Origin of the sequence: Aquimarina sp. EL_43 (genome assembly GCF_943422735.1) — a bacterium.
Lineage (GTDB): Bacteria > Bacteroidota > Bacteroidia > Flavobacteriales > Flavobacteriaceae > Aquimarina > Aquimarina megaterium.
The window spans coordinates 2504362-2528995 of record NZ_CALSBR010000001.1 but is presented as its reverse complement, the minus strand read 5'-3'; the positions used below and the strand labels follow the sequence as shown (position 1 = coordinate 2528995).

Below are 24634 nucleotides of genomic sequence, written 5' to 3'. Positions count from 1 at the left end.
AAATAGTCAATAATACAGAGATATAAAAGACTAATGGCAGGATGAAATATGTATTGTTACTTTAGTGCACGAAGGGCTCTTCCGAAATACGTTTCTGATGAAATATTTTTACAAGCGTTACGATACGCTTCTTTTACATTATCTCCAGATTTATTAACTGACGGAGCAAAAGCTACTAAAGTTTCTGACAAATAATGATCTGAACTTATTTGAGACGTTGCATTATTAAGAATTTCTAGAAGTTGCCTGCTACTTAGGTTTTTCCTCGATAACTTTATTAGAGCTACAGAAGCATAATGATCCGAACTAACACTGGATAATGCCTGGATAAAGACATCCATATTCTCACCATCCAAACCTTGTTTATTAATGGCCTTAGTCAGAACTTGTACCAAATAGTGGTCAGATCCAACTGATTTTCCTGCCAGTGAAAGTAATTCACTTAATTCACCACTATTTAATTTCTTATCCAATAGTCTAGAAAGTACTGTAGTGATATAATGATCAGATTGAATATCCTCTAATGTGTTCAAAAAAGAATTGTAATTCCCTCTAGAAAGTCCAGGAAGCTCTAACGCTTTATTTAGTACCTGTGCTTTGTAATGATCAGACCCAATTTGCTTAGAGTTTTCGATTAAAAGATTAAGATTAGTTTCATTTAGTTCTCGTTTCTTCATTACATTGATAAGCACCTGAGACATATAATGATCAGAATCAATTTCTGCTGTTATCTTAAATAGTTTACCTATCTGGTCATCAGAAAGGTTACCATCTTCGATAGCTGTATTTAATACCACTGTAGCATAGTGATCAGATCCAATACTTTTTGTTGCTTCTATATATGCAGATATTAAAGCGTTTGAAGCAAAAAAGTTTTGTTGTTTGTATCTTAATAATTCGGCGAGGTAATGATCAGATTTTATTTCTTCTCCCGCTAATCTTAATAATGATTCCATCTCTTTAGGAGATAGTTTTTTTTCTAATACTAATTTTAAATATGTAGATTTTACATGATCGCTTTCAAACGTTCTTATTTCGTTAAATACCATATTGGCACCACCCTGATTATAGAATCGATCTACTCTACCTTTTGCTCCTAAAGTTGTTGTTTTTACAATTTCTGGCAAAATCTCACCAAGCCATTTTCTACCTTCAGAATTAAAATCTTTTTTAGAAGAACCAACAAAATACTTTTTATTAAGCTTTCCATTACCCTCGGATTCGATTACAATCCGGCGTTTACTACCAAAAGCAGATTTTTTTATTTCGAGATAACCACCATCAGAAATACCTATAACATCTCTATCATCATTCGATAGTGTGATCTCTCCTTCATAATTTATCGAGAAATTATCAAACATGCCATTCTGAACCTTAATAGTGGTTTTGCCTTTATTATAATTTACGGCATAGGACTGGGCATTAATATTTGATATAAAGAGTAGAGAAAGAATTAACAGTATTACCTTAAACAGGTTTGCGACAATAATCCTTGATATTAGATTCATAACTGTTCGTTTTTTGATTAATTGATTGATTGATTTTATTAATGCAAAGGTGGAACACTATGTTCTATATAAAAAACTAAATGAATTGAACTGTACTGCTAATGTACTGAATTGTACATTAGCTCTTTTTTATCTTTAAAAATTTTGTTTTTCCTTAATCAATTTCATCACTAGCGCTATACCATTATTAAAAAACAGTTATTATTTTTAAGGATGAAAATCCTTTTTATATCTGGCTAAGAAGAAGTTGCTAGTAAAAATTACAGGTTTATTTATGTATGGTCAGTATCTGAATTTATTGTTATCGACAATATATTTTATCATTCATTATAATCAAACTATGAATTGCTTAGTTTAACTATTCAGGTTAATTTCATCAATTCGTTTCTTTATTTTCTTTTCTTGAGTTTCATTAAAATTATGTCTAGAATCTTTATTTACAGTATTCATAATATTTTCTGCTTCGTGACTATGAAATAAACCTAACGCATGACCTATTTCATGTGGAGCAGTCGAAGTAAATAGGTTTTCATCTGTTATCAATACTCTTTGATCTCTCCCAATCCCTGCGATGCCTAGAATATTACATCTTTTAACTATATATATGTTTACTTTACTTTTATCATAAGATTCTCGAGATTGCATCAAAAATGTACTAGGTTCTGAACCTTCATTATCTCTAAGATCATAAAGCTCTTCATTAACTAAGCTTTTAGATTCGCCTAATTCTAATCCAATTCCAAATCTGTGAAAATATTCTCCATTCAAATAATTTATAAACTCCGCTTCGTTAAGAGTATATGATGATTTATCTAAAGTTTCTGAAGATTCTACATAAATAATATTAACTTTTACAATCTTCTCTGGTGCCGAAAACTCTGGCTCAATGCCTACAGCGTCTAGGTCATCACCAGTACTACATGATAATAAAAGAGGGATAGATATTATAAAAAGTAATCGCTGATATATTGTTTTAAAAGTACCTTTAGCATCATTTTCATTAACTAAAGTCTTAGAAAAGAAATTATTAAAAAGATTCTTAATCTGAAGTATACTATTAAATATAGTACTGTTTGGTGTAGGTTTAGTAATTTTCGTCATTATTTTTAAGATTTGGGATACTTCTGGGGTAATAGAAGTATTGGTATTTTAAAAGAGAGATCTTTTCTTTGATCTTTAATCTTTTAAACCGTGTTAAACATTCTTCTGGGGCAATAGAAGATTATTTTACATTTTGACGAATTTACTTTTACTCTTGAACTGATATAACTTTTCGTAATCAATTCATTATAAAGGTAGTACAGATTCTCAATATTCGAATACGGGAAAAACGTAATATATTTACGCAATCACCAAAACACTATGTATTTCGGCGATAAATAGGTGTTTTCATTGAAATTTTAACATTTTTTCACCTAAAAATGAAAGTTTAATACTACAAATGTTAACGTTAATTAGGTAATTTTAAGGGGGTTTTTCCCCTATTCATGGTCTAATAATTAAAACATTATCTCAATAAAATAGCATTTTCCTACAGCTAAATCTCAAAATATGATATTCCACTATCAATTTAGCTATAGAAACAAGAAAATAAGTGGCGTATGATTGTTATCAATTATGCGCATATTTATAGTATTGATACTTTTAAAATATGCAACCAAAATAACTTCAATTCTAAAACAGAATTAATTAGAATGCTTCTTTAATAAAATTTCAGAAATTAAATTTTCAATAATACTTTTATCCAAATCGGATTTATGAGATTTGTTTTTTGCTTTTTTTATCTTTTCGTAATGCGGTACTTTACCCGTCTTTGAAAGTACCTTAAGTACTTCTTCAAAAAAACTGTTTAAAATAGGAATCACAAATCTACTTGATTTGTTTTTTGCTTTAAGATGAATGAATTTTTTGGCGTATGCCAAGAAGATTTGAGGATATTGAGAAAATGTAATTAATGCTTGACAAAAACTTTGATATACTTCTTCCCTGTTTTGATTATTTTTAAATTTAAGCCTTTTATGGTCTATCTGAGTAAGTGTATATAATAAGATACTTTCTCTAATAAATGTACTATAATCATTATTAGAAAAATAATATACCTCCATTCCTATATTAGTGTTTATTACTAATACCTCATTTCCGATACTTTCTTTTAAGAAAGACTCAAAAACAGCTACCATAGCAGAGGACATTAACAATTGTCTTTTAAAATCAATAGATCTAATATTTACCGATTTTATACTTTCTATGTCTTTGTTACTGTTCACTGCGTAAACTTAACTAATTCAGAAATCTCTAAACCTTGGTTTTTTGCGTGCATTTCTGCAGTAAATCCATTGTTATCTCTAGCAGAAATATCTGCGCCGTTTTCAACTAATAATCTAATGATTTCTTTTTGCCCAAAAGTCGCTGCATAAATTAGTGCAGTAGCCCCACTAAAAATTTTTTGATTTACATCTGCTCCAGATGCTATAAGTAATTTTGCAATATTGTAATGTCCTTTAAAACAAACTCCCATTAGTGCTGTATTTCCAGCACCATCTTTTATATCAATATCTGGGGAGTATTTTAGAATTTCTTTAGTTATATCTTCGAAACCATAATAAGATGCTAGTAGCAATGGCGTAGAACCCCTGGAGTCTTTTGAGTTCACAACCTCAGGATTACTACTTAAAAGCGCTTTTACGTCTCCTAATTCTTCTGATCGAATGAAATTAAAAATATCTTTCATAATGTATTACATATCTATTAATCATGATTAAAATATAGCATCGAAACCTCTCTTTACAGTATTAAGAAAATTTCAAAAATATTAGTAACTAGTACGATTCTATATTTTTTGTCACCTAACTAGTGAATCAAACAGGTGGTTTGTTGTAAAACCACCTGTTGTTTTAATCTTTTTACAGTTTAATATATTTAATCGAATCGATCAAGATTCATGACTTTACACCATGTTGCAACAAATTGATCTACAAATTTCTTTTCAGAATCTTTGCTAGCATAAACCTCGGCAAGAGCGCGTAGTTCAGAGTTAGAACCAAATATAAGGTCTGCTCGGGTACCTGTCCATTTTATTTCTCCTGTAGTACGGTCACATCCTTCAAATACTTCTTGAGCATCAGAAGTTGCTTTCCAGGTAGTGCTTAAATCAAGTAAGTTGACAAAGAAATCATTTGTAAGCACTTCGGGACGCTGAGTAAAAACTCCATGTTGAGATTGATCAAAATTGGTATTCAACACTCGAAGACCACCAATAAGTAATGTCATCTCGGGTACTGTTAATGTTAATAGCTGAGCTCTGTCTATCAACATTTCTTCTGCAGAGATAGAAGACTTTGTTTTCTTATAGTTACGAAATCCATCGGCAAAAGGTTCTAGAACAGAGAACGATTCTACATCGGTTTGCTCCTGTGAAGCATCTGCTCTCCCTGGTGAAAAAGGTACTGTAATCTTATGCCCTGCATTCTTTGCTGCCTCCTCTACTCCTGCAGCTCCACCCAGAACTATTAAATCTGCTAATGAAACTTTCTTATCCTCAGATGTTGAACCATTAAATTCTTGTTGAATACTTTCTAAAGTCCCTAATACATTAGCTAACTGAGTTGGATTATTCACTTCCCAATTCTTTTGTGGTGTAAGACGGATACGTGCACCATTTGCACCGCCACGTTTATCAGAACCACGGAATGTGGATGCTGAAGCCCAGGCAGTAGATACTAATTGAGAAACAGATAGTCCCGAAGAAAGTATCTTGCTTTTTAAACTGGCAATATCCTGATCATCTATTAATGCATCTGTAACTTTTGGGATCGGATCTTGCCAAATTAATTCCTCTTTAGGTACTTCTGGACCTAGATATCTTGCAATAGGTCCCATATCACGATGTGTTAATTTATACCATGCACGAGCAAACGCATCTGCAAATTCATCGGGGTTTTCATAAAAACGTCTTGAAATTTTCTCGTAAGCAGGATCCATTCGTAAAGCAAGGTCTGTGGTAAGCATAATTGGCGCATGACGTTTAGAAGGGTCATGTGCATCTGGTACGCTATCAGCACCTGCTCCATGTGTTGGTATCCATTGATGTGCACCTGCAGGGCTCTTGGTCAATTCCCATTCATAACCAAACAAATTCCAGAAAAAGTTATTACTCCACTTTGTGGGAGTACTGGTCCATGCTCCTTCTAATCCGCTGGATATAGTATCTCCTGCATTACCACTTCCAAAGTTATTTTTCCAACCCAAATTTTGTTCCTCAATACCTGCTGCGGCCGGTTCTCTTTCTACATATTTATCTGGATCAGCAGCGCCATGGGTTTTACCAAACGTATGCCCACCCGCAATAAGAGCAACTGTTTCTTCGTCATTCATCGCCATGCGGCCAAAAGTTTCTCGAATGTCATGAGCTGCAGCAATTGGATCAGGATTTCCATTTGGCCCTTCGGGATTTACATAGATCAATCCCATCTGGACCGCCCCCAGAGGATTCTCTAACTCTCGGTCACCTGTGTAACGTTTATCACCTAACCATTCGGTCTCGGCACCCCAATAAATATCTTGTTCAGGCTCCCAAACATCCTCACGTCCTCCTCCAAAACCAAAAGTTTTGAAACCCATAGATTCTAAAGCACAATTACCTGTAAGAATCATAAGATCTGCCCAGGAAATTTTCTTACCATATTTCTGTTTAATTGGCCATAATAATAAACGGGCTTTATCCAGATTAACATTATCTGGCCAACTGTTTAATGGTGCAAAACGCTGGGTTCCCGAACCTGCACCACCTCGACCATCAGCAATTCGATAAGTACCAGCACTATGCCATGCCATACGAACAAAAAGAGGGCCATAATGACCATAATCGGCTGGCCACCACTCTTGAGAATCGGTCATAAGCTCAAAAAGATCTTTCTTTACGGCTTTAAGATCAAGAGTTTTAAACTCTTTACTGTAATCAAATTCTTCACCCATAGGATTGGATAATAAAGAATGTTGACGAAGAATATTTAAGTTCAATTGATTTGGCCACCAATCGCGATTAGAAGTTCCTGTGCCCGCACCTTGCTTAAGTGTACCATTCATAAAAGGACACTCACTCATACCATTATCATGATGATTTGAACCGTGAGATTCTGTACTCTTGAGGTTTTTATTTTCCATTTGCTGTAGATTTTATTAGATGATTATTTGTTCTTATGCTTTCTCAAATTTATGATAAAAAAATGTTATTGATTTTAAACATTCAATATATAAAATCTATTAAACTATTATCTCCTCTTATAAAACTACTAAATGATGTGCTGTATTTATTCAAGAAATACCATACTTCTCCATAAAATACATTTTAAATTCTTATCACATCTGGCATGTCGTAGCTAGCCAATCTTCAATTTTATGTTGGAAAAAAACTTCACCAGACTCTCTCAATCTTTACTATATTATATGTACTGTTTAAATAGTATCATCAATAGAGATAACAGTATTGGATTAATTTAGATATAGAAAACATTGTTTTTGCCAATATAATGCAGAGCATAAATTAACAAACAACACTAACATTGTTAGCTATTTTTGTAGGATAGGTATTAAGATAAGAGATTGTTTTATCGCTCATCATAACATGGGATAGATCAAGATACCAAATTTAAATATCAAATACAATACATAACTTAATTGATATTCAATGAATTAATTAGATTACACCTGGCAAATTTCAAAGTAAATTAAAATATTCTTCTTATGAATTAAAACATATGGTAAATGTTTATTTAAAAAAAATAAAAGAATATTTAGAAGGTTTTCAGATTCAAACAAATTATACGACTAACTATTTAAGCTTCTCTTTCATTCGTAATAGTTCCTGCTCTATCAACAACAATTTATCTTCAACCAGGTCACCAAATTCTGGTATACGTCTAAAAAATGCATACCGCACTCTCCACACTTCTTTAATGTCTGATATAGGAAATGATGAATCTTCAATGTTTTTATGATCGGCCCTTAGTACTGCATTTCCTTTTAAAACATACAATCTTCTAAAGATTAGTCTATTCTCGACAACTACAAAAACCAGTGTACCATTATTTAATTTTTTAATAACTGTTGGGGGAACCTTTTCTCCTATTACAACATCCTTTGGATAAAAACCTTTATCATGTGATGTCATCTCGAGATTACTTACAGTATACCCTCTAAACTCTTTAGTTGGGTTTACTGGTAATTGCATGGTTGGTAATTCTTTAATAAACCCCTCTGTGTTATATAAAGTAATATAATCATTAGCTGTACTTTCTGTTATACACGGAACGATTGCAAATTTTTCTCGTTTCACATCTTCTGCATAGGTAGTAAGGTCGCCCTTGAACTTCAGAAGTTGATTTACAGTAAGTTCGTTTGTTAATAAATCATCTATTGCAATGCTAAAATGATTAGCAATTTTAATAATTGTCTCTATTTTTGGTTCACTTCTACCCTCTTCATATGCGCCTAATGTGCCTCTTTTTAGATCAAAAAGCTCAGCAAAAGCTTGTTGACTTAAACCTTTTACTCCACGTATTTTTTTTATGTTTTTTCCGAAAAAAGACATTTTTGCTAATTTTATTTGCAATTATAAAAAATAATTGTACATTTACACTAACAATATTAGCTAATATTCTATTAAAAAGCTAATTTTAGTAGAAATACTTCACAATTTTATTCTTTTCCTAAGAAACACTGAGGATTATACTAAAAATTTTAGCACAACATCTAATTATTAATTTAAATCATTCATACCCATGATCACTCTTATTTTTTATCTCGTTAATTTAGCCAAAGATATTGCAGAAAATTTGTGCTACTTTTTGTAATATTGATACACTAAAGAAAATCAGTCATACATAATTATTCATTTATCAAAAAACCATCTAATGCAAGATCATTATCAGGTAGTAAAAAAATATTTACTACAACTTAAATATGATATTACCCATGAAAACAATAGGGAAGGTATTATTATGATCAGCAAAGAAGCCGAAGGAATTAAAAATATGATTCTTGGGGTTGCACCACCCATTTTAATAATGGAACAGCATATCTGCACTATCAAAAATAAAAATGAAGTCGTATACCGTAGTCTATTACAAAAAAATAGAGATATTATACACGGTGCTTTTGTACTAGACGAAACTGGTGATAAAGTAATTTTTAGGGATACGTTACAGATAGCTAATCTGGATCTTAATGAACTCGAAGGATCATTAAATTCTATCGGACTGTTATTAGGCGAATATTCTGAACAAATTATCAATTTCTCTAAGTATTAAATGCCTTACTACGCATTTCTAGAGTTCCTTAACAATAAAGACATATTACACCCTGGAGTTAATGAAGTATTGCGAATTTCTTATATTGCTCCAGGTATATAATAAGCCTTATTGAAAATGAAAAAAAAGATAGATCCTAATTTAATTATAGCTATTGGAGTACTTATTGCTAGTTTTTCTGCTCTTTTTGTGTATATGAGGCAGGCTAGTATTATGAGCGATCAAACAGAAATTCTACTAGAACAAACCAAAGCTAATGCATGGCCAAGACTGTCGATCGAGACAGATCTCAATTGGATCGATAAAAAATTAGAATCTTTAAAGATTAAAATACATAATAAAGGTACTGGTCCCGCGCTTGTCGAAGGAGTTCGAGTTACTTATGATGGTATTTACACCCGTAGTTGGGGAGATTTATTTGACAAAATAAACGTTCCGGATTCTATTAGCACATCTATTTCCAATAAAATTATTTACAATGCTGTTTTATCTGCAAATGAAAATTATTATTGGTTACGACTTATACATGATCCAAACTTGGCGCGTTGGCTGTATAATCATCGAGAAAAGATAACAATTGAGATTTGTTATAGATCTGTTTTTGAAGATTACTGGTTACTAACTGTAGATAAAAATGGATATAACACTACTAAGAAATTAGATACTCCCGAATGCCCAATACCATCTGGTGAAATGTTTAAAAGTTAAAGAAACCATAGATCAGAATATAATTTTTCGAGAACTATAAATGTCGTACTACCTTCTGCTATTTTAATAATTCAAAAACATTTTATATATTTGCATAAGTACTTATATAAATACTTATGCAAGATAAACTACAAGAGTATGCCGAACTAGGTTTAGGATCCAGATTAAAACGTCTTAGCGAATTTGTGATGAAAGAAATCCAAATTGTATACACTTCTTGTAATATTGATTTTGACCCATATTTATTTCCCATTTTTAAAATCATAATAGATCAAGGCCATACCACAACCACAGATATACAGGAAAAGCTACTATATACACAACCTGCAATCACCCAAGCACTAAAAAAGCTAATGGAAAAAGAATTGGTCGAATATAAAATCGATACAACTGATAAAAGAAAAAAGCTATTTCAGTTAACAAAAAAAGGTAATGAGACCTACCAAATCATGATTCCGTTATGGAAAGTAATTGATCAGGAAGTAACAACATTAACAACCTTCTCTTCTTCAAATCTTGCAGATCATATTACTCATTTCGAAAGTAAACTTAGAGAAAAACCATTACATCAACAAATACTCGAAAAATACACCTCATAATGCATATAGTAAGACCAGTACAAATATCAGATATTCAGAATATTTATCAGCTTTACAAAAAAATTGGTGAACAATCTGGCGGGATCATACGAGTATCTAGCGAAATCACTCTAGATTACATACAAGATTTTGTACATAAAAGCGTATCTGATGGTTTGATATTGGCAATTCCTCATCCAGAATATGAGCATCAAATCATCGCAGAAATTCATGCATATCGTGTTCCTATTTCTGCATTCAGACATATATTAACAGATCTTACCATTGTCGTTAACCCCAAATTTCAGGGGCAAGGTCTCGGAAAATTACTTTTCACCAGCTTTTTAACCAAAATCAAAACATCATATCCTCACATCCTTCGTGTTGAATTATTTGTACGGGAGAATAATACAAATACCGTTCAGTTTTATGAAAAACTAGGATTCATAAATGAAGGAAAACACCATCAAAAAATCAAGAATCTCGATCATAGTATAGAAACTCCTATTCATATGGCTTGGTTTAATCCAGAATATAATAATGACCTTACCCATTAATATTGAAATCGTAAGGCAAATCATAAATCTTAAAGTATTAACATCGAAATGAACACTTCTATCATTCCTTTTGACCCAAAATATGCAAAAGACTTCGCAGCTCTTAATATAGAATGGCTAGAAAAATATTTTGTAGTAGAACCACATGACGTAGCATTATTAGAACAATGCGAGGATACCATTATCAATCAAGGCGGGTTTATTTTTTTTGCAAAATCAAATAACATCATAGCCGGTACTTTTTCGCTAATCAAAATTGAAGAAGGTATTTATGAATTAGGCAAAATGGCTGTTTCTCCGAAATTTCAAGGTCAAAAAATAGGGCAGCAATTACTAGAATTTTGTATTGAATTTTCTGCAACTCAAGGTTGGAAAAAACTACTTCTATACTCCAATAAAATTTTAGAAAATGCGATCTATATTTATGGCAAATATGGTTTTAAAGAAATTCCTATGGAAGATCACCCTCCCTATCAACGTAGTAATATCAAAATGGAACTTATATTGCAAAAATAAAACTTGTTATTCTGTTCTCTTCTCCAGACAGAGTAATTTATTTTTCAACACATCACAAGGAATAATTTCATAATCAGATAATAGTTGTATTTTTGAAGGTCTATTTTAGATATTTCCCTATATATCAACATAATATCTAAAATACACTTTCAATATCATGAGTATTCTTAAAACCAAACACGAAGACTCTTACATTGGAAAATAATAATTTTTAACCAAAAGTAATCGTCATGAAAAAACCAACGAACGGCAGTACGTGGTATGCCTTATTCCTAGTATTAACTACCAGCTTATTCTTTTTACATTCCTGCCAACAAGACTCAACTATAGAAATTCTTGGAGAAGAAGAATATCTAAGAAAAATTGAAACCTTAGAAACAAAAGTAAAAGATTTAGAAGAAAAACTAGGTCAAGAAAAATCCAATCGAAGCAGGCCAAAAAATATCATTAGTTTTGAGCAAGCGCAAAGAATATATAAAGCCTATGATGATAGAGCCGATTTAATTAGCGAAGTTGTTAATTCTGCTACAAACGATGGTTCTTTTAACCCTACACGGTCTATGTTTTATGAAATTTCTGAATTACGCAACTATTTATCATATGTCGATGAGTTATCACAAAAAGCAGGTGTAAAAACAACCGGATTACGTTTCTACTTCGCATTATATCCCGATACATATGTCTCCTCTACTGGGAATGATAGAAACGCAAAACATCAAACCATCTTCATTGCTCCTACCTTAGAAAAAAAATACGACAATCATATTTTACATATAGGATACACACTTAACAATGATGGTAAAGTAGAATTATTAGATAAAAACAATGGGTTTAGTCATTTAAGACGAAACCGTAATAAAACAGATCATATATCTTTGTCACAAACAAGAAATGATAATGACAAATTTAGTCTCATTGCCAATGAACTAGGAGCAACTCCCCCAGAATATGGTCACTAAAATCGAACTCCTAATAATATTGAGAAAGATCGCTTTTGGTAGCGAATGCATTGCTGCACTCACCGGGCTGTTTTTCTTGTTAAATTATAAGGTCAAAGGTATATTAAAATGGTTTTCGATTTTTCTGATTTATATTTTTATCAATGATATAATTGGATATAACACAAGACATTGGTTTCCTAATTCTAATAATCTAATATTATATAATATATCTACCACGCTTACTTTCTTGTTTCTTTTTTTTATATACCACCAGCATATCAAAGAAAAAAGCAGCAAACGCTTTATCATATATTTTATGGTACTTTATGTACTTACTCTTTTGATATGTGGATTCTATGAAAATTATCTAGTTCAATTACAAAGCATCCCATTTCTTCTAGGCGCATTTTTATTAATGACCTCTATCATTTTTTACTATGCAGAATTATTAAAATCAGAGCAAATTCAGGAAAGCACTAAAGATTTCTTGTTTTGGATTAGTGTAGGATTACTAATTTATTATGTAGGAAAAATGCCTTTTCGTATTGTAAGAGATTATTATGCAAATCACAATGATTTCTCAACGCTGTTTATCCTAAATAGTATTTTTACCATTATTATGAATAGCTGTTTTATAACCGGATTTTTAATTCACAGAAAAGCAGTTTCCGATAGGTATTCTCGTTAAAAATAATGTTTAAAAAAAACAGAGAGTACCAAATAAAATTCTGTAAAAAAATCATTCTAGAATTCTTTTTACAAAATTCATACTTGCTTATTATACAGAGTCCATCCTCTTTGCTGGTATTTACAAGAAAAAATTTAACGCTACAAAAGAGTCGAATCCCTTTTTTAAAAAGGGGTAAATCCCCCTTTTTTTAATATCCACATACGCTCCATAACCTCGACAGCAACCTCAAAAACACTTATTACCAATGGTTTAACGTGTTATTATTTTAACAAAACATGCCATTACTTTTTTAAAATTACAGAATAATAGTATTTTTAATTCTGGGAAACACATTAATGCAAATCAAAAGATTTAACTAATCTATTTTCGGCAGGGGGCCGAAACATTAACAAACATCTTAATAAACCAAAAAATGGACAAACTAATCAATCTAACTAAAACAATAGCAATAGCAGCATTGTTTCTAGTGAGTTTAAGTTCTTGTGACAAGAAACACGACAATGATAAGTATCTAAAACAGATTAAAGAATTAAAACAGGAAATAGCAGAACTAAAAAAGCAATTAGGTACAATCAATGACAGAAAACCAGACAACATTATTGACTTGGAATTTGCTTCACAATTGTATCACAATTATGATACTACTCGTATAAAATGGACAAATGATTATATTCAAAAACATTCGGGCCAAGAAAAATTTAAGGCCACCCGATCGTTGTATTATAACCTAGACGATTTATACAATTACCTAGCATATATCAAACGAATTTCTAAAGAAGCTAATGTTAAACCCTCTGGTTTACGGTTTTATTTTGGCGCATATGCTAAGGATTACAAACGTGATGATGGTGATACAGCATACGCACATAGACAAACCATTTTTATTACTCCAACGATCGCAAAACAAGTAGGTAAAGAAACGATGCATCTAGGATATACTCTTAGTAATGACTTTAAAGTCGAACTTCTAAAAGATAAAATTGGGACAGATTCTAGAGGGAAATCGGCAAATGGTAGCTCTATGCAAAAGGCAAGTCTTTTTAATTTTAACTCAAGTACAAATATGTTTGGTGAAAACAGTACAATCGCTAATGAAATTGCAGGATCACCACCTAAAGGAGATGAACAATAAATGAATTTAAGTAACGATTTTTTAATACAACTAATTAAAATCTGTGTTGGTATAGAAGTATTAACAGCTATTATTGGTACTATTTACTATAACAAATACAAAAAGAAAAGATTTTTGAAGTATTTCATATTTCTTTTATGGTATATTGTTATTAACGAATTAGCTGGAATTTACATGAGATCAGATTTTGGTGTAAATACTATTATATATAATGTATACAATGTGATTAATTTTACCTACATCTTAATATTGTATAGAAGTTACTTAACTGAGAAAAAGAGTAAAAAAATTGCATTAACACTTTGTATAACATATCTAATCATATTTATTATTAATGGTTTTTACGAAAATTATTTTATTAAATTCCAAAGTATACCATATATAGTAGCTGCTTTTGCTGTGATTATTACTATTTCATTATACTTTAGAGAAATATTAAATTCTGAAAAAGTATTAAATGCCAAGAGAAACTTGCTATTCTGGATTAGTGTTGGCCTATTGATATATTTTGTAGGAAATATACCTTTTAGAATATTAAGAAACTATTATAATGAATTAACAGATGCCACTATATTGTTTTTAGTAAATTTTACTTTAACAGTGATAATGAATATTTGTTTTATTATCGGTTTTATATGGAGCAAAAAGAAACAGCAATACTAATTGCGAGTGTAGTACTTGTTGTAATTATCATTTTAATGATTTCTCTCTTTTTGATTTTTCAAAAAAGGAAGAACAGTCTTTTGTTACAACAAAAGGAATCAGAGAAAAAGTTTGAAAAAGCTATTGCAGAGACCCAGATAGAAATCAGAGAAGAGACATTGCGTAACATTAGCTGGGAGTTACACGATAATATTGGCCAGCTACTCACGCTGGCCAAAATACAAGTAAATATAGCTCAAGATGATCCCAAGAAACTAGAAGAGGTTACCGAGACTATAACCAAAAGTCTTACAGAACTGCGATCATTATCAAAATTGATCAACCCAGATACTATAAAAAGCTTAAGCCTTACAGAAGCTATAACATTAGAAATAGAACGATTTAATCGTATGCAGTTTATTAAAGCTGCAATTACCAGTAATGAAGAAATAGACGTGCTGGATGATAAGGCAGAGATTATTATCTTTAGGATATTACAAGAATTCTTTACCAATACTATCAAACATTCTAAAGCTTCAAATCTAGATGTTGATGTACACTATGGTACCGATAAATTGGTAATTCATGCAAAAGATAATGGTGTTGGTTTTGATCAGATAGAATGTCCAACCAAAAGAGGGATAGGATTAAGTAACATGCAAAACAGAGGGAAATTAATCGATGCCGTTGTACAAATAACATCGCAAAAAGGAAAAGGAACAGCAATAACACTAACCTATCCTTATAAAAAAGAAAGTTCGATGGCATTAGACAATGAAGTTAACTAACTTTGCATAGAAAACTATTCACACAAATAATAAGTATTGTCAATCATGAAATACTCAGTAGTAATTGTAGAAGACCATATTTTACTATCCCAGGCATTATCTGGATTGGTTAATGGGTTTGCCAAATTTAAAATTCTATACATCTGTAAAAACGGTAAAGAATTACTTACCCGATTTAAAGATCCTAAAAACATCCCGGATATTGTGCTCATGGATATCAACATGCCAATCATGAATGGGATTGAAACCACAGCAGCATTAAAAGAACAATACCCGCAAGTTAAGGTGTTAGCACTATCTGTAGAAGAAGATGAAAATACAATTCTTAAAATGCTTAGAGCAGGTGCAAAAGGATATCTTTTAAAAGATACCGAAAAAAGCATTTTAGAAAATGCGCTTATCCAGGTACAGGAAACAGGTTTTTATCACACAAAAGATGTTACCAATTTACTACTGGGCTCTTTAAACCCAAAAGAAGAAAATAATGTAGTACTCAAAGATCGAGAAGTAGAGTTTATTAAACACGCATGTACAGAAAAAACATATAAAGAAATTGCAAATGACATGTGTTTAAGCCCAAAAACGATTGAAGGATACCGAGATTCTATTTTTGAAAAACTAAACCTTAAAAACAGAACAGGTTTGGTTATTTACGCTATTAAAAGTAAGTTATTCGTTCCTTAATGTTTGCTCTATGTACGCCCTCTCTCTTAGATTTCTGTACACTGGAATAAAAAACATTTAAAAGAGGCGTACATATTTTATTTTATCCCTCAATTCTATCTCAATGAGACAAAACCATTTTATATATTATCATTAAACAATCGACATTGTTTGGTTTATGTCTTAAAAAAAACTAGTTTATTACATATTATAACTACTTTTGGCCCGTTTATTGATTACAGCCAAAAATAAAATCATTACAATTATGGTTTTATAGCATTTTTTGTAAATAAACTAACCTTCTTATACTTCTTTAAAAACAGTGTTTTTTGTTTATTTTTGTGAGTAGAAGAACATTGATAATTTTTTATGCTAAAACAACAATTAAATTTTAAGCTTTCTCAAAAACTTTCTCCACAGCAGATTCAACTCATGAAGTTGATTCAACTTCCTACGCAAGCATTCGAACAACGTTTGAAGCAAGAAATGGAAGAAAACCCTGCTCTTGATAGTGGAAAAGATAAAGCGGATGAATTTGAAGATGCGTTTAGCAATGAAAACTCTGCAGAAGAGGATTATGGAACCGAAAAGATAGAAGCAGATATTAATGTTGATGAATATCTTAGTGATGATGAGATTCCTAGTTACAGATTAAGTTCTAATAATTATAGTGCTGATGATGAAGAAAAAAGTGTTCCCTACGCCTCTGGAACATCATTTCATCAACATTTGGTTAACCAGCTAAATACGTATCGATTTAATGATGAAGAAAGAGAAATAGCCGAATTTCTTGTCGGTAGCGTTGATGAAAGTGGTTATATAAGAAGATCTTTGTCAGATATTTTAGACGATTTGGCCTTTACTCAAAATGTATATACTACCGAAGAAAAAATAGAAAACATCTTACAAATTGTTCACCAACTAGATCCAGCGGGTGTTGGTGCTCGTAATTTACAAGAATGTCTCTGGATTCAACTGGATAGAAAAGAAACTACTATCCCTATAAAATTAGCTTCAGAAATCCTCAAAAAAGCTTTTGATCATTTTAGCAAAAAGCATTATGACAAACTTTTATTAAAATTTGACATTACTGAGGAACAGTTAAAAGAAGCTATTGATGAAATTGAACATCTTAACCCTAAGCCAGGAGGAGCTTATGCTGGAAACAACCGTTTGATCGAACATGTGGTTCCCGACTTTACAATTAGAATTGTAGATGGAGAACTCGAATTAACACTAAACGGTCGTAATGCCCCAGAACTTCATGTATCCAGAGAATACAACAATATGCTTCAGGGATATAAAGCCAGTAAAGAAAAATCTAAATCCCAAAAAGATGCTGTGTTATTTATCAAACAAAAATTAGATGCAGCAAAATGGTTTATCGAAGCAGTAAAACAAAGACAACAGACACTTTTTATTACTATGAGTGCAATAATGCACTATCAAAAAAGTTATTTCCTTAGTGGAGACGAAAGAAATCTTAAGCCAATGATTTTAAAAGACATTGCTGATGAGATCTCTATGGATGTAAGTACCGTTTCGAGAGTAGCAAATAGTAAATATGTAGATACTCCTTATGGGACAAAACTTATTAAAGAGTTCTTTTCTGAGTCCATGACCAATGATCAAGGTGAAGAAGTCTCTACCAGAGAAATTAAAAAAATACTGGAAATAACTATAGGTGAAGAAGACAAGAAAAAACCCCTTACGGATGAAAAGCTTGCTAAAATCCTTAAAGAGAAAGGGTACCCTATAGCCAGAAGAACTGTAGCCAAATACAGGGAACAATTAGATATTCCTGTTGCCAGACTACGAAAGAAAATTTAATGAATTTTTTTCTTAGAAGTGTTTCTTATATTTTACACCCATTATTGATGCCTCTTTTGGGTGCCATAATTTATTTTAGTACAGCTCCAAGATTTATTCCAATCGAAATTATTAGAGCCAAAGTTTTTGGGCTAATTATTCTTACCATCCTAATACCTATTGTATTATTCTTTTTATTAAAAAGTACCGGAACTATTACCTCAATACATCTTGAAAACGTAAAACAACGAAAAATCCCGTTATTACTACAATCTATCCTACTTATAGTGGTTATCAAAATGGTTATTGATGTATATCATTATCCAGAGTTATATTTTTTCTTTTTAGGAATTCTGTTTTCTTCATTAAGTGCAATTTTTATGGTATTGTTTAACATAAAAGCAAGCTTACATATGATTGGGATTAGCGGAATCACGATGTTTACTGTGGCACTAAGTATTCATTTTGGACTTAATTTAACTATTCTAATAGCCATGCTGATGATTTTTAACGGATTGGTAGCCACATCTCGATTACATTGCAAAGCACATAGTAATCTAGAATTGATCCTAGGGTTTCTAATAGGGATAATCCCGCAGCTTACTTTAGCAAATTTCTGGTTATAAAATATAAAACATCAATCCAATTTTTGCAGTATTCAATCCTACAGATTCTCCCTGAATTGTAGCATCACTATTGAATAGAGTATTCAAACTATAGTAGAAATGAAAATTAAAGGTGTTCCACCCAAAAGTAAACGTTGCTCCTACCCTCCATCGATTTAATTCATCCAATTTCGCTTGTCTCACTCGGTTTCCCGGTTGTTTAAAATTAGAATTAAAAGAATACAAGTATCCCATTCTAACACCTGTATAAATTCTATAAAACTTATGGGTTTCAGGAGTAGATGTACGCCATCTAAACTCAAAAGGAGCTTCTACCAAATGTGTGGTAAATCTATTAGTGCTATAATCGACACCTTTTAAACTACTAAATATACTCTGCTCAGTATTTTCTTCCTCTCCTATAAACAAATTCTGATTATACACGTTTAACGAATACCCTAGTCCAAGACCTATAGCAATATTACGCCTTTTATTAATTGGCATATCTCGGATAAATCCTAAATGTAGTCCCCCAGAAAAACCAGATTGACTCACATCTGTTGGTCTATTAAGTAATAGGTTAAATGTTACACCTATATAAAACTGATCTTCTCGATATAAAGAATCTATCTCTATTTCTTGAGTAGAATCTTGCTTGGTTTCCTGTCCCCAAGAAAGAAACACAAACAAATAGCATACAATGAATACAAACAATTTTTTCATATAGATCACTAAAATAAATCTATTTCTTTAGAAATAAGAGAAAGTTTATAAAAACAAGGCTAAATCATATAAAATCCTGCCCGAAGGCAGGATTTTATATGATTTAGACATTTATGCTACGATAATAGTAAACAACTATACACTACTTAAAATTATCTGAAGCTTTACCAGATTTGGTTGTATAATTAATCTTTAACGCCTGAACTTCTCTTAATTCCTTTTTGATATCGCCTACAAGACCCATATTGGTATTTCCATCTATTCTAAGAGCTGTAATTAAAAAAGGAACTTCTTCCTCTCTTTTTGCTGCTCTCTCGGCCAATATAAATGCTTTTATTTCGCTTACATCTGCAAATTTATCATTAAGCTGGATTCTAGCTTGGCTACCAGCACTTGCACGATATCTTGAACTAGGTTTTCCTGCATAGATATACATTATTAGATTTTTTTTGTCTAGTTTTTCTATCTGGTCTGCAGAAGGTAATTTATTTTCTATCATTAGCGTATTTTTACGCATCACTGTTGCAACCATAAAGAAGAACAATAACATAAATACAATATCCGGTAATGATGCCGTAGAAACGGGAGGTAATTCACCACTTTTTTTCTTTTTAAATTTAGACATAAGAATTCTGTTTTATGTTATTTCTATTTTTTAGGCTCGGCTTCTGAAAGTTTTTCAGGAAACAAAAATTGTATCTTTTTGATATCTTCTTTAAGTTTAGTCTTACTTCCAGAATAATTCACATCTTTAAAATCGGCTTCCATTTGTTCAAATGTCTTACCAAAAAGACGCTGTGCTTCTCTATTACGCAATGCAGTATACGCTGCCACTAATTCATTTTGAACCGCTATATATGCACTGTAATTTGTTTCCCTATTGTTATTTAGAGAGATTACTGCTATAGTAGGATTATCTGAAGAAGAAGGGTCTCTATCTCCTTGACAATAACTACAAGCTTCTTCTCCTCTTCCACCACCGTTATCTAAGAACTTAATAGCAGCTTCTCTAAGGTCTTTCAATTCCATAGGAGCTTCTTCTACCAATAAATCATTATTCTTATTCAATTCTACAACAAAAATATTTTTTTGTCTAAGAACTGGAGGGATTACATTCTCCTTTTCAGGAGCTGGGAGTTTACGGCTAATACCCGTATCGGTTTCGATCGTGGTAGTAACCAAGAAAAATATTAGAAGTAGGAATGCAATATCTGCCATAGATCCCGCATTAACTTCTGGCGCTGCTCTTCTTGCCATAATAAACATATTTAGTTAATAATTACTTACAAAATCAAAAACTATGATCATAAGTGACAAGAAATATGCAGAAGAAAAACAAATTGAAACTACATCAGAAAACCTCTATAACTCATATTATCTCTTAGCAGAAATAAAAGTAAATCACGTATATTTTAGAAGGCTTGAGAGTTCATTTCATATTATAACCATTTTACTTATATATTCAATATCACTTTGGAAGGTTAGATATTGATGCTATAAAATGACAGATCACAGCTACTATATAATTAGCAACAATTGTTATGCCATTTTTTGGGAATAACGGAAAGAATAGTACTAAAAAATCCTGCCCGAAGGCAGGATTTACAATATCATTTAGACATTTATGCTACGATAATAATAAATAACAATATGCTACTTAAAATTATCTGAAGCTTTACCAGATTTGGTTGTATAATTAATCTTTAACGCCTGAACTTCTCTTAATTCTTTTTTGATATCGCCTACAAGACCCATATTGGTATTTCCATCTATTTTAAGAGCTGTAATTAAAAAAGGAACTTCTTCCTCTCTTTTTGCTGCTCTCTCGGCCAATATAAACGCTTTTACTTCGCTTACATCTGCAAATTTATCATTAAGCTGGATTCTAGCTTGGCTACCAGCACTTGCACGATATCTTGAACTAGGTTTTCCTGCATAGATATACATTACTAGATTTTTTTTGTCTAGTTTTTCTATCTGGTCTGCAGAAGGTAATTTATTTTCTATCATTAGCGTATTTTTACGCATCACCGTTGCAACCATAAAGAAGAACAATAACATAAATACAATATCCGGTAATGATGCCGTAGAAACGGGAGGTAATTCACCACTCTTTTTCTTTTTAAATTTAGACATAAGAATTCTGTTTTATGTTATTTCTATTTTTTAGGCTCGGCTTCTGAAAGTTTTTCAGGAAACAAAAATTGTATCTTTTTGATATCTTCTTTAAGTTTAGTCTTACTTCCAGAATAATTCACATCTTTAAAATCGGCTTCCATTTGTTCAAATGTCTTACCAAAAAGACGCTGTGCTTCTCTATTACGCAATGTAGTATACGCTGCCACCAATTCATTTTGAACCGCTATATAAGCACCGTAATTTGTCTCTCTGTTGTTATTTAAAGAGATTACCGCTTTAGTAGGATTATCTGAAGAAGAAGGGTCTCTATCTCCTTGACAATAACTACAAGCTTCTTCTCCTCTTCCACCACCGTTATCTAAGAACTTAATAGCAGCTTCCCTAAGATCTTTCAATTCCATAGGAGTTTCTTCTACCAATAAATCGTTATTCTTATTCAATTCTACAACAAAAATATTTTTTTGTTTAAGAACTGGCGGCTCTATTTCTTCCTCTTGAGGAGGAGGGAGTTTACGGCTAATACCCGTATCGGTTTCGATCGTGGTAGTAACCAAGAAAAATATAAGAAGTAAGAATGCAATATCTGCCATAGACCCTGCATTAACTTCTGGTGCTGCTCTTCTTGCCATAATTGTTTACTTAATTAGTTTCTTAATACCAGAAAAGAACATTAACCCAACTGCAATAGCAGCTAAAAAGTAAAATGTATACAATCCTGTTCCTACCCATTTAGAGCCACTTGCAGAAAGTACTCCTCCATCATTTAAAGGAGCTTCTACTCCTTCTGCCACAACAAAACCAATCCCTACAACAATAAGGAAAGCAACAATACCGATTGCAGTATTTTTAAGACCTCCAGGGTTTTTAGCTAATGAAGAGAAAACAGCTATCAAAGTAACGGCTATTACACCTATAATAACAATAACTGTAAGAGTATATAATGGATTTACCAAAGATGTTGCTTCTTTTAAAACATCCATCGACCCTCCTTCTCTAACAAAGTCTTTGGTTTCTGTAATACCATATTTTTCCATAAGGCCATCAAAATTATTGCTCATTAAGAACAGTAAAATAGCTCCTATAGCGCCTATAGCCAGTACGATATATGATAATATTTTTGAAATTTTCATGTTACTAATAATTTTTTGTTTGGATCACACACGTAATCCGTAATTAAATAAAAGTGTAAATTAAAAATCTTTTAGATGAGATTTTTATTAGAAACATCAATTATTTCTTTTTCTTGTAATCTACCAAAATATCGATTAAAGTAATCGAAGCATCTTCCATATCATTTACAATTCTATCAATTTTTGCAACGATATAGTTATAGAATATTTGAAGAATAATTGCAACAATAAGTCCAAATACAGTAGTAAGAAGTGCTACTTTAATACCACCTGCTACAAGAGAAGGTTGCATATCATCTGCAGCCGCAATTTTATCAAATGCTGTAATCATACCAATTACCGTTCCCATAAATCCAAGCATTGGAGCAAGAGCGATAAATAATGATATCCACGATACATTTTTCTCTAATTGTCCCATTTGAACACCTCCGTATGCTACAACTGATTTCTCTGCTGCATCTATACTTTCGTCTGCTCTATCAAGACCTTGATAATAAATTGATGCAACAGGGCCTTTTGTATTTCTACATACCTCTTTTGCTGCTTCAATACCACCACTATTTAATGCATCTTCTACATTTTGTTGTAGTTTCTTAGTATTTGTTGTAGAAAGATTTAAAAAGATAATTCTTTCAATTGCTATCGCAAGACCTAAGATCAAACATAAAAGTACGATACCCATAAATTGAGGACCTCCTTCGATAAAACGTCTTTTAAGGTTTTGATGAAAAGATAGTTCATCTGTAGTAGCCTCGGATACTGCTTCTTCTTGAGTTGTTGTCGTATTAGTTATAGGAGCAATTAATAATTGCACATTTGCCGTTAATAACTGGGCAGGTGCAGTAGATGCTTGTAAGTTTCCAAAAGTCATTACTGCTGCGATTGCCAGAATAGAAAATAATCTTTTCATTGCGCTGATTCTTAATTTTAATTAGTTAAAGGGTTAAAGATATAAAAATAATATAAAATCTATTAAAAAATTGATAATAATGCAGAGAGGAAGGGATTCGAACCCTCGATACGCTTTTGACGTATACACACTTTCCAGGCGTGCGCCTTCGACCACTCGGCCACCTCTCTTGGTTTTCCCCTAAAAAAATAAGGATGGGCAAATAACAAAAAAAATGTTAACTATTGAAATTTGAGGCGTTAATTTTCTGACATTTCGCCACGAAGAGAGGTTTCATAAATGGTTTTGAGGACTTTAAGTGGTAATTTTTCCCCCAATAAATACATCAATTTTGCCACTGCAGCCTCTGTAGTAATGTCTTTTCCCGAAATAACACCTGCTTTTTTTAGTGCAATACTTGTATCATACTTACCCATTTCTACACTTCCACCTATACATTGTGTAACATTAACTACCGGTATTCCTTTTTGGATAAGGTCAGAAATTATCGCGATAAACCATTTTTTTGTAGTTGTATTACCTGCTCCATATGTTTCTAAAACCACTCCTTTTATAGCTTCTAAAGAGAAAATACTCTTCAAAATATTCTCATTAATCCCCGGAAACATCTTAACGATAACAACATTATTATCAAAATGTGTATGATATACCATCTTTTTTCTTCGATTACACCTTAGTAAAAAAGAAGTATTGATCTTAAGATGCACCCCAGATTCTACCAAAGAGGGATAGTTAAGGGATTGAAATGCTTCAAAATGTTCTGCATTAATCTTAGTAGTTCTATTAGCTCTAAGCAATTTATATTCAAAATAGAGTCCTACCTCTGTAATTACAGGCTTTCCTTTTTCTTGTAATGCCGAAATTTGAACTGCGGTGATCAAATTCTCTTTTGCATCGGTTCGCAAATCTCCTATTGGCAATTGAGAACCTGTAAAAATAATAGGTTTAGCCAGGTTTTCAAACATAAAACTAATCGCAGATGCTGTATAGGACATCGTATCACTTCCATGCAAAACAACAAACCCATCATATTTTTTATAATTAACATTAATTATATCTCCCAACTCTTTCCATCGATCAACATTCATATCAGAAGAATCAATAGGCTTCTCAAAACTAATGGTATCGATATTACAATCTAATTGTTTGAGTTCTGGGATGTTTAATAACAGCTCATCGAAATCGAAAGCTACCAGGGCGCCCGTCTTGAAATCTTTGACCATCCCAATGGTTCCTCCAGTATAAATAAGTAATATGTTTGGCGAAGTATTCATATGGCAAATGAAC

General features: G+C 31.9%; 27 protein-coding genes and 1 tRNA gene. 13 read left to right on the top strand and 15 right to left on the bottom strand.

All coding sequences use genetic code 11. The features are described from left to right. Positions 1 to 56 precede the first annotated feature (56 nt). The 6 genes from NNL09_RS10865 to NNL09_RS10840 form a co-directional block, all read right to left on the bottom strand. Positions 57 to 1508 carry a hypothetical protein gene (locus tag NNL09_RS10865; protein WP_196911114.1) on the bottom strand — a complete coding sequence of 484 codons (1452 nt, stop codon included), beginning with the start codon at positions 1506 to 1508 and terminating at the stop codon, positions 57 to 59. Positions 1509 to 1862: 354 nt separating this feature from the next. Further along, positions 1863 to 2609 (bottom strand): matrixin family metalloprotease, encoded by a 747-nt coding sequence (locus NNL09_RS10860; protein WP_196911115.1) that lies wholly within the window; start codon positions 2607 to 2609, stop codon positions 1863 to 1865. 584 nt (positions 2610 to 3193) lie between these two features. After that, positions 3194 to 3775 (bottom strand): hypothetical protein, encoded by a 582-nt coding sequence (locus tag NNL09_RS10855; RefSeq protein ID WP_196911116.1) that lies wholly within the window; start codon positions 3773 to 3775, stop codon positions 3194 to 3196. After that, entirely contained in the window at positions 3772 to 4239 is a 468-nt protein-coding gene (locus NNL09_RS10850; RefSeq protein ID WP_196911117.1) for an ankyrin repeat domain-containing protein, read from the bottom strand. Before NNL09_RS10850 ends, NNL09_RS10855 begins: the two co-directional genes overlap by 4 nt. Before the next feature lie 188 nt (positions 4240 to 4427). After that, the gene (katG, locus tag NNL09_RS10845) at positions 4428 to 6671 is read right to left on the bottom strand and encodes a catalase/peroxidase HPI (RefSeq protein WP_196911118.1); all 2244 of its coding nucleotides are present in this window, start codon (positions 6669 to 6671) and stop codon (positions 4428 to 4430) included. A 667-nt stretch (positions 6672 to 7338) separates the two neighbouring features. Next, positions 7339 to 8097 carry a helix-turn-helix domain-containing protein gene (locus NNL09_RS10840; RefSeq protein ID WP_196911119.1) on the bottom strand — a complete coding sequence of 253 codons (759 nt, stop codon included), beginning with the start codon at positions 8095 to 8097 and terminating at the stop codon, positions 7339 to 7341. A 322-nt stretch (positions 8098 to 8419) separates the two neighbouring features. Here NNL09_RS10840 and NNL09_RS10835 point away from each other — a divergent pair, with 322 nt between their 5' ends. From NNL09_RS10835 to NNL09_RS10775, 13 genes are all read left to right on the top strand, one after another. Then, positions 8420 to 8815, top strand: a complete 396-nt coding sequence (locus NNL09_RS10835) for a hypothetical protein (protein ID WP_025666906.1) — start codon at positions 8420 to 8422, stop codon at positions 8813 to 8815. 117 nt (positions 8816 to 8932) lie between these two features. Beyond that, entirely contained in the window at positions 8933 to 9523 is a 591-nt protein-coding gene (locus NNL09_RS10830) for a hypothetical protein (protein WP_196911120.1), read from the top strand. Between the two features lie 116 nt (positions 9524 to 9639). Continuing rightward, a complete protein-coding gene (locus NNL09_RS10825; protein ID WP_196911121.1) occupies positions 9640 to 10122 on the top strand; it encodes a MarR family winged helix-turn-helix transcriptional regulator in 483 nt (160 codons plus the stop codon). Continuing rightward, positions 10122 to 10658: a GNAT family N-acetyltransferase gene (locus tag NNL09_RS10820; protein WP_196911122.1), complete on the top strand. Its 537-nt coding sequence runs from the start codon at positions 10122 to 10124 to the stop codon at positions 10656 to 10658. Before NNL09_RS10825 ends, NNL09_RS10820 begins: the two co-directional genes overlap by 1 nt. A 48-nt stretch (positions 10659 to 10706) precedes the next feature. Then, positions 10707 to 11174 (top strand): GNAT family N-acetyltransferase, encoded by a 468-nt coding sequence (locus NNL09_RS10815; RefSeq protein ID WP_196911123.1) that lies wholly within the window; start codon positions 10707 to 10709, stop codon positions 11172 to 11174. A gap of 230 nt (positions 11175 to 11404) precedes the next feature. Next, on the top strand, positions 11405 to 12133 hold the full coding sequence (locus tag NNL09_RS10810; RefSeq protein WP_196911124.1) for a hypothetical protein: 729 nt from the start codon (positions 11405 to 11407) through the stop codon (positions 12131 to 12133). Positions 12134 to 12431: 298 nt separating this feature from the next. Next, positions 12432 to 12803 carry a hypothetical protein gene (locus tag NNL09_RS10805; protein ID WP_196911125.1) on the top strand — a complete coding sequence of 124 codons (372 nt, stop codon included), beginning with the start codon at positions 12432 to 12434 and terminating at the stop codon, positions 12801 to 12803. Positions 12804 to 13218: 415 nt separating this feature from the next. Continuing rightward, positions 13219 to 13938 (top strand): hypothetical protein, encoded by a 720-nt coding sequence (locus tag NNL09_RS10800; RefSeq protein ID WP_196911126.1) that lies wholly within the window; start codon positions 13219 to 13221, stop codon positions 13936 to 13938. After that, positions 13939 to 14601 carry a hypothetical protein gene (locus tag NNL09_RS10795; RefSeq protein ID WP_196911127.1) on the top strand — a complete coding sequence of 221 codons (663 nt, stop codon included), beginning with the start codon at positions 13939 to 13941 and terminating at the stop codon, positions 14599 to 14601. After that, complete coding sequence (locus tag NNL09_RS10790; protein ID WP_196911128.1) at positions 14574 to 15368, top strand: sensor histidine kinase; 795 nt, start codon at positions 14574 to 14576, stop codon at positions 15366 to 15368. Before NNL09_RS10795 ends, NNL09_RS10790 begins: the two co-directional genes overlap by 28 nt. Positions 15369 to 15410: 42 nt before the next feature. Beyond that, on the top strand, positions 15411 to 16052 hold the full coding sequence (locus NNL09_RS10785) for a response regulator transcription factor (protein ID WP_025666916.1): 642 nt from the start codon (positions 15411 to 15413) through the stop codon (positions 16050 to 16052). Between the two features lie 348 nt (positions 16053 to 16400). Then, a complete protein-coding gene (gene rpoN, locus NNL09_RS10780; RefSeq protein ID WP_025666917.1) occupies positions 16401 to 17861 on the top strand; it encodes an RNA polymerase factor sigma-54 in 1461 nt (486 codons plus the stop codon). Then, positions 17861 to 18466: a hypothetical protein gene (locus NNL09_RS10775; protein WP_024772278.1), complete on the top strand. Its 606-nt coding sequence runs from the start codon at positions 17861 to 17863 to the stop codon at positions 18464 to 18466. The genes rpoN and NNL09_RS10775 overlap by 1 nt, the downstream gene beginning before the upstream one ends. Here NNL09_RS10775 and NNL09_RS10770 read toward each other — a convergent pair. From NNL09_RS10770 to NNL09_RS10730, 9 genes are all read right to left on the bottom strand, one after another. Continuing rightward, positions 18461 to 19168 (bottom strand): porin family protein, encoded by a 708-nt coding sequence (locus NNL09_RS10770; protein ID WP_196911129.1) that lies wholly within the window; start codon positions 19166 to 19168, stop codon positions 18461 to 18463. The genes NNL09_RS10775 and NNL09_RS10770 overlap by 6 nt on opposite strands. A gap of 142 nt (positions 19169 to 19310) precedes the next feature. Further along, positions 19311 to 19793: a biopolymer transporter ExbD gene (locus tag NNL09_RS10765; protein ID WP_196911130.1), complete on the bottom strand. Its 483-nt coding sequence runs from the start codon at positions 19791 to 19793 to the stop codon at positions 19311 to 19313. Between the two features lie 23 nt (positions 19794 to 19816). Further along, complete coding sequence (locus NNL09_RS10760; protein WP_196911131.1) at positions 19817 to 20425, bottom strand: biopolymer transporter ExbD; 609 nt, start codon at positions 20423 to 20425, stop codon at positions 19817 to 19819. 396 nt (positions 20426 to 20821) lie between these two features. Further along, a complete protein-coding gene (locus NNL09_RS10755) occupies positions 20822 to 21304 on the bottom strand; it encodes a biopolymer transporter ExbD (RefSeq protein WP_196911132.1) in 483 nt (160 codons plus the stop codon). A gap of 23 nt (positions 21305 to 21327) precedes the next feature. Further along, positions 21328 to 21936, bottom strand: a complete 609-nt coding sequence (locus tag NNL09_RS10750; protein ID WP_196911133.1) for a biopolymer transporter ExbD — start codon at positions 21934 to 21936, stop codon at positions 21328 to 21330. Positions 21937 to 21942: 6 nt separating this feature from the next. Then, positions 21943 to 22437 carry a hypothetical protein gene (locus tag NNL09_RS10745; RefSeq protein ID WP_025668048.1) on the bottom strand — a complete coding sequence of 165 codons (495 nt, stop codon included), beginning with the start codon at positions 22435 to 22437 and terminating at the stop codon, positions 21943 to 21945. A 100-nt stretch (positions 22438 to 22537) separates the two neighbouring features. Next, positions 22538 to 23347 (bottom strand): MotA/TolQ/ExbB proton channel family protein, encoded by an 810-nt coding sequence (locus NNL09_RS10740; protein ID WP_025668049.1) that lies wholly within the window; start codon positions 23345 to 23347, stop codon positions 22538 to 22540. A gap of 82 nt (positions 23348 to 23429) precedes the next feature. Continuing rightward, positions 23430 to 23517 (bottom strand) — tRNA-Ser (locus NNL09_RS10735). Positions 23518 to 23586: 69 nt separating this feature from the next. Further along, complete coding sequence (locus tag NNL09_RS10730; protein WP_025668051.1) at positions 23587 to 24621, bottom strand: asparaginase; 1035 nt, start codon at positions 24619 to 24621, stop codon at positions 23587 to 23589. Positions 24622 to 24634 lie beyond the last annotated feature (13 nt).